The 14,336-nt window shown below is 49.9% G+C and carries 11 protein-coding genes; 4 read left to right on the top strand and 7 right to left on the bottom strand.

The genetic code is table 11. The annotated features are described in order from the left end of the window. Positions 1-9 precede the first annotated feature (9 nt). The 7 genes from ACQKPA_RS24620 to sigK form a co-directional block, all read right to left on the bottom strand. Positions 10-897 carry a dihydrodipicolinate synthase family protein gene (locus tag ACQKPA_RS24620; protein WP_427495125.1) on the bottom strand — a complete coding sequence of 296 codons (888 nt, stop codon included), beginning with the start codon at positions 895-897 and terminating at the stop codon, positions 10-12. A gap of 13 nt (positions 898-910) precedes the next feature. Beyond that, on the bottom strand, positions 911-2,185 hold the full coding sequence (locus ACQKPA_RS24625; protein ID WP_427495127.1) for a sialidase family protein: 1,275 nt from the start codon (positions 2,183-2,185) through the stop codon (positions 911-913). 69 nt (positions 2,186-2,254) lie between these two features. After that, positions 2,255-3,856, bottom strand: coding sequence for an extracellular solute-binding protein (locus ACQKPA_RS24630; RefSeq protein WP_427495128.1), 1,602 nt, complete (start codon positions 3,854-3,856; stop codon positions 2,255-2,257). Between the two features lie 27 nt (positions 3,857-3,883). After that, positions 3,884-4,759, bottom strand: coding sequence for a carbohydrate ABC transporter permease (locus ACQKPA_RS24635; protein ID WP_427495129.1), 876 nt, complete (start codon positions 4,757-4,759; stop codon positions 3,884-3,886). A gap of 16 nt (positions 4,760-4,775) precedes the next feature. Continuing rightward, positions 4,776-5,681, bottom strand: a complete 906-nt coding sequence (locus ACQKPA_RS24640; protein WP_427495130.1) for an ABC transporter permease — start codon at positions 5,679-5,681, stop codon at positions 4,776-4,778. Positions 5,682-5,849: 168 nt separating this feature from the next. Beyond that, positions 5,850-8,111, bottom strand: a complete 2,262-nt coding sequence (locus tag ACQKPA_RS24645; RefSeq protein WP_427495131.1) for a helix-turn-helix domain-containing protein — start codon at positions 8,109-8,111, stop codon at positions 5,850-5,852. A gap of 271 nt (positions 8,112-8,382) precedes the next feature. Then, positions 8,383-9,084 carry an RNA polymerase sporulation sigma factor SigK gene (gene sigK, locus ACQKPA_RS24650; RefSeq protein WP_006208952.1) on the bottom strand — a complete coding sequence of 234 codons (702 nt, stop codon included), beginning with the start codon at positions 9,082-9,084 and terminating at the stop codon, positions 8,383-8,385. A gap of 599 nt (positions 9,085-9,683) precedes the next feature. Between sigK and ACQKPA_RS24655 the strand changes: the two genes are divergently transcribed. The 4 genes from ACQKPA_RS24655 to ACQKPA_RS24670 all read left to right on the top strand — a co-directional run bounded on the left by ACQKPA_RS24655 (position 9,684) and on the right by ACQKPA_RS24670 (position 14,255). Further along, the gene (locus ACQKPA_RS24655) at positions 9,684-11,015 is read left to right on the top strand and encodes a glycoside hydrolase family 125 protein (protein WP_427495132.1); all 1,332 of its coding nucleotides are present in this window, start codon (positions 9,684-9,686) and stop codon (positions 11,013-11,015) included. Continuing rightward, on the top strand, positions 11,002-11,892 hold the full coding sequence (locus ACQKPA_RS24660; protein WP_071222856.1) for a carbohydrate ABC transporter permease: 891 nt from the start codon (positions 11,002-11,004) through the stop codon (positions 11,890-11,892). Before ACQKPA_RS24655 ends, ACQKPA_RS24660 begins: the two co-directional genes overlap by 14 nt. Positions 11,893-11,906: 14 nt before the next feature. Continuing rightward, positions 11,907-12,806, top strand: coding sequence for a carbohydrate ABC transporter permease (locus tag ACQKPA_RS24665; RefSeq protein WP_427495133.1), 900 nt, complete (start codon positions 11,907-11,909; stop codon positions 12,804-12,806). A 99-nt stretch (positions 12,807-12,905) separates the two neighbouring features. Beyond that, positions 12,906-14,255, top strand: coding sequence for an ABC transporter substrate-binding protein (locus ACQKPA_RS24670; protein WP_427495134.1), 1,350 nt, complete (start codon positions 12,906-12,908; stop codon positions 14,253-14,255). Positions 14,256-14,336: the final 81 nt, after the last annotated feature.

The following is a 14,336-nucleotide window of genomic DNA, read 5'->3' on the forward strand; positions in this document are numbered from 1 at the left end:
TTCATCTTCCTAAGCATTAACGGTTTGCAGCCAAACTTCCATCGCCTTTTTAGCTTCGAGTGTGATCACGCCGCCGGATCTCACCGTTGATCCCATTGGCACACCTTGAAGAGCAGCCAGCATTTTGGCCGAGGAGGGGTAACCGAATCGAAGCAGCGCATCAAGATATACGAGCTCCCGGTGAAGCTTTTCCGCATTTGCCGATCCTTGCGAGGCCGCCCTCCAGAAGTCTAAAACAGACCTTGCTCCGGCAGCCGAAACGACGGCCATGATTCCCTTGGCTCCTTGACGAATGGCTTCCAGCATGTACGGAGTGTTCGCCTGGTAAACAATCGTATCGGGAGCCGCCTCGATCTTCCCCATAATGCCTTCCATCGTACAAGTCGTGTCCTTGATCCCGATCACGCTGCCAGTATCTGTTAACCTGGAATAGACCCAGGGTTCTATCTCATATGGCTCCACCATGGGCCATTCATAGAGTATTACCGGACAATCCGCTATATCGGCCAACCCCGCGAAGTGATCCGCGAGCTTGCCTTGGTCCGCTCCCATACCGGCCGGGGGGACAAGGACGACGCCAGCAAGCCCCGTATCCATCACTTGCTTCAGCTCTTCCTGCTGCAGTTCCGGAGCCTCAAGATTGCCCGTAGCCACAACCGGGGTGTTCCCCGCCAGTTTCACGGCCCTTCTCATCAGTTCCAACCGTTCCGTTATTGTCAGCCATTTCATCTCGCTGCTGCCGCATACGGCAAACAAGCCTTGGGGCCGGAAGGACAACTGCCACTCCACATAGTGTTCATAAGCCTTCCAATCGATGCTTCCGTCCTCGTGAAACGGGGTCAGCAGCAGGGAGAAGACACCCTCAAACTTCTTGATTAGCTCCGTTCTTTTGGTCAATGTCCATATCCTCCTATCCATATATGAGAGTTCGGAAATTTCGAATTTTGTGGAACGTAATCAAGTTCCCGTTATGCGCATCCTTGGCTCTGGCATCGCCCGACCGGCTGGCAATGAGCAGATCTTCCCCGTCGATGGCCATGCTGGCATAATGCCGCGACTGCTTCGGCGAGGCTCCGATCGACACGATAGCCGCAAAACACCAGTCGATGCAATTCGTTGAGTAATGGAGCTGAAGACGGTGCCGCTCGTTGTTCGGCAGATCGAAGCGCTCCGCCGACAGGCGCTCCTTGCGCGTCATGCTGTCTGTGGACTGGGAGCTGAGCAGCCAATACAACCTGCTCACCTCGTCATATAACAGATGAAATTTCATTTGCCCTCCCGGGCAAGGGACAAATACCGCTCGCTTGCCGGAAGGCGTCGTCTCCAGCATCGTGGTCATCGTGCCGTCGTCGTTCTCCACGACTTTGGCGATGGCGGCATAACCGGTACCTCCCGTATGGGCTCTCGCCCACAGATGAAACGTCCTGCCCTTCGGATCATACCAGTAATGATCAGGATCGGTGAATTGAACGACGTTCGTTTCCAGCCAGCCGACGGGCGGACAATTCAACTGACCCTTGAGGTAATCCGAATTTTCGGTGAAAAAGGGGACACCAAAATAATCGAGCCGATCCGACGGAAAGGCATCGACTGCTGTTAAGCGGGAAGCGTAAGTCCAGCTGACCGGCTGCAGCAGGTCAGCGTCTTCCCGTGCCCGCATGAGAACCGGCTGGATTTGGCTAACCGGCCACACCGTCATGTCATGCTGCCGAATATCCTCCATAACCAGGTATACATTCCCCTTGGCATAATGGACATTGCAAGGAGCCTGGTGCCAATCCCCTTCCCCGGTCAGCTGAACCGGCTCGGACCAGGTATTACCCCCATCATCGGATCGGATGATCATCAGATTGACGCAGTGCCCTAGAATGTAAAGTGCTCCTCCGGCCAAAAAGGGGCGTGCATGCATAAAGGGGAAGTCATGCGTATGCTGCCAAGTACGCCCTTTGTCGTCCGACACAAACACTTTCCCTTGTGTAATAAACCCTTTGCGTGAACCTTTCGGCCCCGGAAGGTCGGCGACTCCCTTTCCTCCGAGATCCATGGTTAATACGAGTCGACCACCCGGTAGATTGATAATGGCAGGCGAGTAACAATAAACGGACTGTGGATCCGGCGACTCGAATACGGTGACGTAATCATCGGCACAAGGCCTGATCCTGTACGCGGTTTCTTCCATGTTCATGCGTTTACCCTCCCGATTCGGTTGTTATATGGGGCAGTAGCTTAACGCACGCTGCCGCCCCCTTTGATGTCAACTACTGATATAACGGTCATAAGCCTGCTGCTTGATTTCGATCATTTCATCCAATCCCATTCGTTGTAAATCTTCTACGTATTTGTCCCATTCAGCTTCAATGCCGCCTTCCACGATCCATTTGGCTTCCATCTTGCGGACATACGTCATGATGTCGGTTGCCAGTACGCCAAGACGTTTGTTCTCTTCCGCCGTCATGTACAAATTAGGGTATGTCCGATCCTCCGGAACGATATAAGGCTTATAAATTTCATAAAATCCGTTGCGCAGCTTATCGCTTTCGCTCTTCTCCAGCTTTTGCAGCCATTCGCTTGAGACCAAAAGCGGGAAGGCCGTCGAAGGCGTTGTACTGCCGATCCAAGTGGAGATATCCATGCCGTCCTGAGGCGGCACGATTTCAATCTTGCCGTCCGACTTCTCCTTCAGGTGGGTGCCGAAGGGACCGTATTTAAACTGCATCGCCGATTTTGGATCGTTCAACGTGTCCACCAAACGCATCGTCGCTTCGGGGTACGGGTTGTTCTTCGTAATCGAGAAGAAGTTGAGAATGATCCGGTTGTCCTGCCTTCTCCACAGTTGGTGACCCTCCGGTCCTTTCAGCGGAGGCATCGCCACGTATTCATGAACTCTGTCCCCCAGCTCATACGTTCCGTTAAAAGAGGCGATCAAACCGACCTTTGGCGTCTCGTCCTTCGTCTTGGATAACATCTGTTTGGCATCCTGGGTAAAAGATTCCTGATCCAACAGCCCTTCCTCGTATAACCGGTTCAGGAACGCAATCGCCATTTTGTATTCGGGAATGGCCGGCTCGAACACCACCTTCTTGTCCTTGACGGAGAAGCCGGTAAGCGCATCGGCAAGCCCAAACGCCCCAAACAGCTCGTAGTACCCATTCGTCGTTGTGTTATGGCGGAAGGTTGACGGGATTTCATCCGCTTGGCCGTTCCCGTTCGGATCTTGCTCTTTGAACGCCTTTAGCACTGCAATCAATTCATCCGGTGTTGTCGGTACTTCTAGGCCGAGTTTATCCAGCCACGTTTTATTCAACAGAAACGTATTCCGGTATTGAAAATGGGCCTGATCCTCAAACCACGGGATGGAGTATATGTGTCCGTCCGGTGCCGTAGCCATCCGTCGCACTTGTGGATTCTCATCCAAAATTTTCTTAATGTTCGGCGCATATTTGTCGATCAGATCCTCCAGTGGAATCAGAACGCCCTCCGTACCGTAATCCACCACATCCTGGGTCGTCAGCCCATTGAAAAATGCGTCCGGGAATTCTCCGCTGGCCAGAATTAAATTTTTCTTCTCGGTCCAGCTCTCAGACGGGATCTGTTCCCACTCGACATCGATATTCGTTTTTTCCTCCAGATCCTGCACCAGTACCATTTCGTTATAATCCTTGTGATAATGCTGTTTAACAACCGGAATCCGGATGCGGATCTCTTCATTTACGACCGGAAGTCCCGTTTCGTTGAAATTCGTTTCGGTGCTTGGCGTCCGTGAACCTTCCTTTGCTTCATTTCCGCTGCTGCAGCCCGCCAGAAGAAGAGCCGCCGCCACCGCGCATGCCGTTGACCTTGCCATCCATCGTTTCAAAACAACCACCCTTTCGTGATCTTTGGATTAGCCTTTCAAAGAACCAATCATGACACCCTTCACAAAGTATTTCTGAACCATCGGATACAGGATGAGCACAGGAACGCTGGCTACGATGATGACCCCGTATTTGATGGATTCCGACAGGCTGTTGCTGGCTCCGAGATCCAGGTTCATCAGTTCCTGCACCTCGTTCTGGATGAGTATGTTCCGCAGGACCAGCTGAAGCGGATACTGAGCTTCATCCCTTAAATAGATCAGCGCACTGAAGAACGAATTCCAATGGCTTACCCCGTAAAACAGCACTAGGACGGCCAGAATGGATTTTGATAATGGAAGCGCCACCTGCAGAAAAAACTTGAAATCCGAGCAGCCGTCCATGGCTGCCGCCTCCCGGAGCTCATCCGGAATGTTGTGCTGAAAGAAGGTTCGGGTAATAATCAAATTCCAGACGCTGACGGCTCCCGGCAATATCAAAGCCCACATGGAATTCATCAAGCCCAGGGATTTGACCAGCAGGTACGTCGGAATAAGCCCGCCGCTGAAAAACATGGTAAACGTAATGAGAAACATGAACAGATGTCGGCCGTACATATCTTTGCGGGACAGGGGATAAGCCCCCGTAACGGTTATGGCTACATTGACCGCAGTCCCGACCGTCATGTAAACGAGCGTATTTTTGTATCCGACCCATATCGTCTGGTTCTCCATTATCCTCTGATACCCTTCAAGGGTAAAATCGACAGGAAACAGCCATACCTTGCCCCCGCTTACACTAATCGGATCACTTACAGATGCGATGATAATAAAATACAATGGATACAGGATCACAATCAGCAGCAGCGTGAGAAACGCATAATTGAACAAATCGAACAGTCTATCCGCCCTTGATCTGGAATGCATGCCAAGCTCCTCCTTTCTACCAAAGACTCGTTTCGGTCCGTTTTTTGGCGATCCGGTTAACGGTGACCAGCAGGATAAAATTCACGAGGGAATCGAACAAGCCTACCGCCGCCGAGAAGCTGTATTGGGTGCCCAGCAGCCCTGTCTTATACACGTAGGTCGATATCACTTCCGACGAGTCCAGGTTCAAGGAGTTCTGCATCAAGAAGGTCTTCTCGAAACCAACCGTCATGATCGAACCCAGCTGCAGGATGAGTACAATGATGATCGTCGGCAGGATCGAAGGGATGTCTATGTAACGTATTCGCTGCAGCTTGGTCGCCCCGTCGATGATGGCGGCTTCGTGAAGCCCTGGATCCACGCCTGCCAATGCAGCCAAATAGATGATCGCCCCCCAGCCTGCTCCCTGCCATACACCAGAAAGAACATGCAGTGTCTTAAACCATTCCGGCGAGCCGAGAAAAAAGACAGGATCCCCTCCCAAACCAACGATAAGATGATTGATCAATCCGCTGCCCGGGGACAGAAAAATCGTCAGCATTCCCACAATGACAACCGTTGATACAAAGTGAGGCGCGTAGGTCACGGTCTGAACAAATCGTTTAAAACGGTGACTGGACAGCTGATTAAGCAGAAGCGCAAGCAGGATTGGTAACGGAAATCCCAGAGCCAACCCGTATAAGCTCAAGCCCAGTGTGTTTTTGATCAAAGTCCAGAATTGGAAGGAATTAAAAAACCGCTCGAAGTGTTCCAAACCAACCCATGGACTTCCGATAATTCCTCTTGTCGCCAAAAAGTCTTTAAACGCGATCTGAACGCCGTACATCGGTATATATTGAAAAATCACGAAGTACGCAAGCGTGGGTAAAAACAATAGGTACAGCTGGTAATGCACTCTGATTTTTCGCAGGAACAGCTTCATCCGTCGTATCACCCCCTCTCTGTACACCAACATAAAGGGAACGGCGGGAGGTGTAAATTTACCGTTTATGTACAGGATAAACGGGATGTGACAACGAAGTTGACGGCTTCTGCCGCCGCTTGACGAATGCATTGATCAAATATGACCTGCATATGCAAGCGTTTACAATCATTTGTGCTTCATGGCACGGTAATCGCCGGGCGTCATGCCTTCCTGCTCCTTGAATTTTCTAATAAATCCGGAGACGCTTCCGTATCCAATTTGGTCTACTAATTCCTGCAGGTTCCCTTCCCCATGCTTTAACAGCTCCTTCGCCTTTTCCATGCGCAGTCGGTTCACATAATGAGAGATGGTGAAGCCTGTCTGTTCCTTGAAATAGCGGCTCAAATACGAGGCGGACATCCCCAGCTCATCCGCCAGATTTTGGACCGAGAATTGCGTAGATCCAAAATTATCCCCGATATACTGCTTCATTTTCTCCACTGGTTCCCTATTTCCGCTCTCCTTTCGTTCGCTTATAATTCGGCGGATGTCCGCGGAGATGTCCTTTACCAGCTCGATCAGGTCATCCACGGTTTCAAATTCCGTCAGTTTCACCACATCCGGATACCTCTCAGCCAGCGCCTTCTCATCAAGTTCCATGTCCTCCAGAATAGCCAGGATCACGTTGATCAGATCAAAACAAATGCACTTGACCATAAATAACGGAAGCTGCTCTTTACGAATCCGATCGATCAGTTGACGAAGAAACGCATCAATGCCGCTGGTGTCGCTTTGGTAGATGAACTGCTTCAGCAGGTTCCATTGGCTCTTGGAATAACCGTTCCGGTTCGTCTCGGATTCAGAAACGGCTTCGCGGAAAAATATCAGGTTCCCCTTTCCCTTAATCAGTCTGTAATTTAACGCTCCGCAGGCTTCGATATAAGATTTGCCCAGCTCCTCCAGCTTTACGTAAGAGTTACCAACGCCGATGGTAACATCCATGCCGAGCAATCGGCTAAGGGTCTCATGGGTAATCTTCAGCTGCATCTCTATCGTTTCAACAGCTTCGTTTGTTCCCATGACCAAAACGAGCTGCTCGGCTTCGAGCCCCTCGATACCAAAAACCTCGGTGTCCTGAGGGAGAGCCTCACACCATCCGTCCGGCAGTCCCGCAACCGACAGGTGTCCGTGATTTTTCGGAAAAAGAAGCACCATGACAGTATAGAACGTGTTCTCTAATCGGAGCCCTGCCAACTCTCCCTTTCCGCGCAGATCATCTCTGCTTTTGTATTCGCCTTTAAGCAGGTTCAGGATCAGGTAATACTTGAGCGCTGGACGGCTTCTTTCAATTTTCCGGTTCAATTCATCGTTGTTCTCCGACATCACGTCCAGCGCTGATCGAATCGATTCAATCTCGCCAAGCTTACTCCCCGGGGGACTGTTCACCTTGCTGTCGGCAAGTCGCTTCAGCATGCGGATCGGCTTGTAGTTCATATGGGTGGCAAAGAAAATAAGAATGCTTCCGACCAGCACAAGCAGCAGCAACCCGTAAAATGTCCTGCTTTTGGCCTGCTCCACCTTAAGCATGACCGTATCCTTGTCCACCAGCGTGATATAGGTCCAGCCGAACTTGGCGGATTCATCCTGAAACACGAAATATTCACGCTCTTCGAAATCCAGCGTGCCTTGACCCTCGCTGTTTGCTTGCAGACGTTCCAGCAGAATTTCGGTTTCACCAGGATCCATGCTCTGGGAAGAGGTGATCAGCTCCCCCTTCTCGTCCAAAATGAGTGTGTAACTCCTTGCATCCTCAAATTTCTTTTTAATTAATTCCTTAAAACGGTTTTCATTGATCAGGTATATAACCGTACCGAACGAATCGGATGGATTCGGGCCGATCGGCATCACGTAGGAAATATAGCGTTCGTGGCCACCGACCGCAGTTTGTACATCCTCGGATTTTCGTACATAGGGAATGGCTGCTTCGTTAATGTCCCGATAGAATTGCTCCGGCTCCCAGTTTTCGAATGTGTAGATTTTATCAGTGAATTCGGCTGCGTCGTAAGTGCTGTAAGGGGAATATACTTTATGATGTCCATGGAAATATAACAGGAAATTGGAGATGAAGGTGTTGGCGCTGACATAATTTCGCAGCTGGGAGATGGTGTCAAGCTCGGTAAACGGATTTTTCGTCACCTGGTAAGGGGTCAGGCGGGTGTTGCCCGAGATATGGAAGGCGATGTTGTGAAGCTCGGTCATCTTGACGTCCACATTCTCCTTCACCTGGGAGAGCAGATTCAAATTGCCCCGGGTTACTTCGTCTTCCAGCAGCTGAATGAAATACTGGTATACAAAAAAACCGACCATCATGACCGGAAGCAGCAATATGACCACATACGTAACGACGTATTTGTACAACAGTTTGGAATTAAACCGGCTTAAGCCCATTTGCATTCCCCCTTTATCATCTATAGGATTTATTTTCATTGTAAGTAAATTATCGCATATGTAAATACTCCGGCGCTGTCCATAAAACAGCGATAATGATTGGGGCAGATTTGAAATGATGCTCACCGCGGAAGAAAACAGCTTGTCCATAACGACTCAACAAAATGCACCTATCCTCTGCACAACTCGTGAAGAGCCAAGCTTTAGATAGATGCAACGAGCCATCAAGGCTTATCTGTTCTTGAAAGTAATTCATCACGGTTGCTTCTTCCTACCGTTTCTGCTTGTAAAATTCATGATACAGCTTCATCAGCGCCCGCTTCTCAATCCGCGACACATAGCTGCGTGATATGCCGAGTTCTTTGGCGATCTCACGCTGCGTCCGTTCTTCTCCGCCAGCTTCCAGTCCAAAACGTCCAATGACAACTTCCTTCTCCCGATCGTCCAATATATCGAGGTTCCGATAGATCTTGCTCTTCTCAATCTTCAACTGCACGGCATCCACGATATCATCCGCTTCCGTCCCTAAAATGTCAATTAATGTAATTTCATTCCCCTCTTTATCCGTTCCTATCGGATCGTGGAGGGATACGTCTTTTCGGGTCTTCTTCAAAGAACGAAGATGCATCAATATTTCATTTTCTATACAACGGGCAGCAAATGTCGCCAGCTTCGTGCCTTTATTCGGCCTGAAGCTTTCAATCGCCTTGATGAGTCCTATCGTCCCGATGGAAATCAAGTCTTCCAGATCCTCGCCGGTGTTATCGAACTTTTTGACAATGTGCGCGACCAGCCGAAGATTATGCTCAATCAGTTTATTGCGCGATTGAGGATCGCCTTCGGCCATTCGCTGCAGATGTTTAGCTTCCTCTTCCTCGGTCAGAGGCTGGGGAAAAGCGTTGTTTTTCACGTACGAAACGAGCAGCGTCAACTCTTTTATGAACAAAGCAATTGCGGTAAACAATCCAGGCACTTTAGGACACCTCCTGCGAAGTTACAATGCAACCGGCCCTTATCGCGCTCGGTCTCTCGGTCTTCTTATTGTATGTAGGCAACGGCCCAGAAGTGCCTGTACGCGGGAAAGTGATTCGTAAAAACGTTGAATCCCCTATATCTGTCCGACAATTTATAAAAGAAATCTCGCGTTTATACGGCATTGTCTCTTGTTGATTCCTCAGCCAAACAGCAAACAACCGCAACTAAGCCACATTTTTTCAAAACATACCAATATATCATGTTATATAAACAAGCCATAACAACCGATGAATTGAGTTTGTCGCCACGGTATGTTCCTAATTTAAAACCATGCTTTTAGCATAAACCAATCATTCCAGATCCAGCATATCTGCCATCAAAAAAGAGGGAAATTGACTTTGAAAAATATAAAAAGACGGACCGACAGAATGACCGATAAGATATTCATTGCACTCATATAATATAACAGCCATAATTTTTATCAATATAATATATTGACATTAAATTAGTATGTAATTATATTGAATGTAAGCGTTTTATATAATGACCTTACAAAATGATTCCCAACCCTGAAGAATGAAGGGAGAAGAGCTTATCATGTACACGTTGGACTATTTTTCTGTATTGCATGATTTGAACCGCACGATAACCGAACGCACCTCAGCTTATCCGAAGCTCGGACATATGTTCAGAAGCATGCTGGACAATACACTAAGTTCGACCATTCAACGACAGCCCGACGGTACCACCTTTGTCATTACCGGTGATATTCCGGCCATGTGGCTGAGGGATTCGGCTGCTCAAATCCGGCCCTTCCTCGTGCCGGCGGGTCAAGACGAGAAGCTGGCCGATTTGATCGAGGGGCTCGTACGCAGGCAAACGGCATTCATCCTGCTTGATCCATACGCCAATGCTTTCAATGATTCGCCTTCCGGTCAAGGTCATCAGAACGACCGCACCGCCATGAATCCCTGGCTGTGGGAGCGCAAATATGAGATCGATTCGTTATGCTATCCTCTCCAGCTTGCTTACCTGTTATGGAAAGAAACCGGCAGGACCTCGCATCTGGATCAAACATTCCATTCAGCCGCCAGGGTCATTCTCGACATCTGGCGAACCGAGCAGCATCATGAAACCGCTTCGCCGTATTTCTTCGAACGCTTCGATTGTCCTCCAAGCGACACGCTGCCGCGCGGCGGAAAAGGGGCGGAGGTGGCTTACACGGGAATGACCTGGTCCGGCTTCCGCCCGAGCGACGACGCCTGCGCCTACGGGTACCTCATACCGTCCAATATGTTCGCCGTCGTTGTGCTTGGTTATCTGGCGGAGATTTCCCGTGATGTCCTGCGCGATTTCGAGTTGGAAGAGGAGGCAGCGAAACTTGCCGATGAGATCCGTCATGGCATTACATCATACGGCGTGGTTGATCACCCCGAATATGGCAAAATTTATGCCTATGAAACGGACGGGATGGGAAACCATCTGCTGATGGATGACGCCAACGTCCCCAGCCTTTTGTCTATTCCATATTTGGGTTATACAAGCGCTGATGACCCGGTCTATCAGAATACCCGCAGATTCGTGCTGAGCCACGCCAATCCGTACTATTATCAAGGCACAGCCGCCGCAGGTATCGGAAGCCCCCACACGCCGAATCGTTATATATGGCCGATTGCGCTGGCGATTCAAGGCTTGACAACTACCGATCGGGAAGAGAAGCTTCGACTGCTACGGCTGATGGCGGAGACCGATGCAGGCACCAACATGATGCATGAAGGATTTCTGGTCGATGACCCTGCCTGTTATACCCGCCCATGGTTTTCCTGGGCTAACATGATGTTTTGCGAGCTGATGATGGATTACTGCGGCATTCGGGACAAAGCGAATGATATCGGAGGAGGTCGTCGGGATCACCATGGGAACCAATAGGAAGCTTCGCGGCTGGGTCATCGGATATCTGTTCATTTTACCGTCCATTATCGGCTTCAGCGTTTTTGTTGCCTACCCCCTGTTGTCGTCCATGTATTACGCCCTGACAGAATGGAGCGGGTACGATTCCCCCCGTTTTGTCGGCTTTGAGAACTTTAGATACCTGTTCACCGAGGATCCTGCTTTTTGGCCTTCGATCCGGGCGACGTTTTACTTCGTGATCCTGAGTGTTCCTTTATCGCTGATTCTAGGCTTGTTATTGGCCATGATGCTGAACAAAAACTTGACCGGCATCAAATGGTTCCGCACGATCTTTTATCTTCCCGTCGTCGTTCCCTCCATCGCCACGCTCACATTGTGGCAATTTATTTATGAGCCGCAATATGGTCTGGCGAATTCGCTGCTAAGAGAGTTCGGACTCCCGCCGGGCACTTGGTTGACCAGCGAAACGACAGCGCTTCCATCCATTGTGTTAATCGGTTTATGGCAGGTCGGATCCAGTGTCATCATTTTTCTGAGTGGTCTGCAGTCGGTTCCTCAGGAAATGTATGAAGCGGCGGAAGTCGACGGCGCCTCCAGGTGGCGGATGTCGTTAAACATTACGCTGCCCATGATCACCCCGATCCTGTTCCTGCAGCTTATACTCGGCATCATCGGCGCATTCCAGGCGTTCAACCAGGTTCAGGTGCTGACCGGAGGCGGCCCGAACTTTTCCACGTCCCTGCTGAATTACAAAATCTATACCGACGCCTTCAACGGAAGAATGTTTGGTTATGCAATCGCGGAGGTGTGGGTACTGTTTGTCATCATCATGATCTTTACCGTGATTTCTTATCGGTATTCCAACCGGTTCGTTTATTACGAAAGCGATAAATAAGGGGGTAAGAAGTGATGCAAGCGGAAGTACGGCCCAAACAACGAGGAAATCTGAATGCAGCGGACATACGCGTAAAGCGAAGAGTACGGTTGAACTGGATAGACGCCATCCGTTTTATCTTATTGACGATCGGCGCCATTGCAATGCTGTTCCCCCTCTTCTGGATGGTTACCATTGCGCTGAAGAGCAACAATGACGTATTCAAAATTCCGCCCGAATGGTTTCCGCGGGAATTTCATTGGTCCAATTTTGTCACCGGAACAAAAGAAATCAACTTTTGGCAAACGTTTGGAAACTCCCTCTTTATCGCGATTACCTGCACAATCGGGCAGATTATAAGTTCGGTGCTGGTGGGCTACGGGCTTGCACGGCTGAAGTTCCCGGGACGTAAATTGTGGTTCTCGCTTTTTATAGGGAGCCTCATGCTTCCCGGATTTGTAGGCATGATCCCTATGTTTAACCTGTACACCAGCATTGGATGGTACGATTCCTGGCTGCCGATTATCGTACCCGCCTTTTTTGGAAACGCCACGTTCTCGTTCCTGTTTGTCCAGTATATAAAAACGATCTCCGTTTCATTTGACGAGGCTGCCAAAATAGACGGCGCATCCGACCTTTATGTGCTGCTCAAGGTGCTGGTGCCTATGTCCATGCCGGTCATCATGACCATGGTGATCTTTGCGTTCCAAGGGGCATGGAATCAATATTTGGAACCTCTGCTCTATATTATCGATCCAAGCAAATGGACGTTGTCGCTGGCGATGGCTACCTATACGGGCACCTATGCGACAGCCTGGAATCTGTTCATGGCCGCGGATTTAATTTACATCCTGCCGATGCTGCTGCTCTTCTTCTTTGGCCAGAAGTTTTTTATGCAGGGGCTGGGCTCCATGAATTCCGCAGGTTTAAAGTAAAGCTTCCGACCGTATGGGAGGTGATGCCGACCGGGATTGACTGAATTAAAAAACAGGTGATGTTCAGTTCATTAAATTTACCATTGGGGAGGTCTTTCAATGAGACAGGGTGTTAGAAGGTGGGCCAGCGGAATCATCGCTTTACTGCTATTTTCAAGTCTGCTAGCCGCTTGCGGCGGCAACAGCGGCGGAGGCTCCGGTTCGGCGAGTCCCGGGAACACGCCATCCGGAGATGATAACGCCGGGTCCAAGAAACCCGTCGAAGTCACGATGATTACATGGGAATCGGCGGCCATGAACGAAAAAATCATGGCATCCATGAAAAAATTCGAAGAGGAAAACCCCGACATCAAAGTGAAACTCATCCCTACTCCATTGGACAATTACGGTGTCAAGATTAACGGGATGATCACGGCGAAGAAAGCGCCTGACATCTTCATGACCGGCAACGACATGCTGCTCGATAATGCCGGCAAAGGACTTCTCTATGACTGGACGGAGCTTGCAACACAGGACAAAGCATTCATGGAGGGCTTTTACGACGGCGTGGTGGACAGCTGGTACTATGAAGGCAGGTTAGTCGGATTGCCGGGCCTTTTGAACACATACGGCATTTTTTACAATAAAAAATCATTCCAGGATGCAGGCCTTCCGGAACCGAAAATCGGCTGGACCTACGATGAATTCTTCACAGCGATGGAAAAACTTTCGAGCAATCAGGGCGGCGTGCAGCAATTTGGTTATTACGCCCCCCTTGACCCCTTTCACGTCTCTCTCTATTCAGTTTCCGCAGGCGGCGCTCCCTTCGCTGACGCCATCATCAATCCAACAAAGGTGGAAATCAGCGACCCATTCCGGGAAGGTGTCGAAAAATATAAGTCTGCCATTGCAAATGGTTACATGAATCCCCCTACCTTTGACTTAACGAATGCCATGAGTTCATTCAAACAAGGTAAAGTTCCGATGACCCTGCAGGGGCAATGGGTAGCCGATGACTTGATCCGTACGGCTCCGAAAGAGTTGGAGTGGGGCTACGTGCCGATGCCGGTGGTAAACAGCCAGACCGAGATTTATGACGCCGTAGGCTGGTCCAGTCCGGCAACGCTCAAAAATCCGGAAGCGGTATGGAAAGTGCTAAAGTACCTGGATTCCAAAATGTACGAGGAAGTCCTCCCTTCAACTCCGGTGGCTCCCGCAGCCTATCAAGCGTCTTCCGCTGCTTATTACGAAGCGCTGACAACGGCCGGACATCCTGAAGTGGGCGAAGGCCTTGATCATATCCTGAAATCCCAGAATACGCAGCCGGTTCGTTTCCTGTCGACATGGGCAGGCAAAGCGTACCCGTTCATCGAAGCATCATGGAAAAACATTCTGATGGGCAAAGCCCCGATCACTGAACTGGATGTGATGGCCGAAAAAATCAATAAAGTGATTACGACCGGCAAGTAGGTAGTAACCGGGTATCGCTAAACTGAGGAAGCCGATCGTGAATGGAAAGGATCGGCTTCGATTTGAAAATAAAGGAGGAAC

Source organism: Paenibacillus sp. NPDC093718 (genome assembly GCF_050279985.1).
Taxonomy (GTDB): domain Bacteria; phylum Bacillota; class Bacilli; order Paenibacillales; family Paenibacillaceae; genus Paenibacillus_AQ.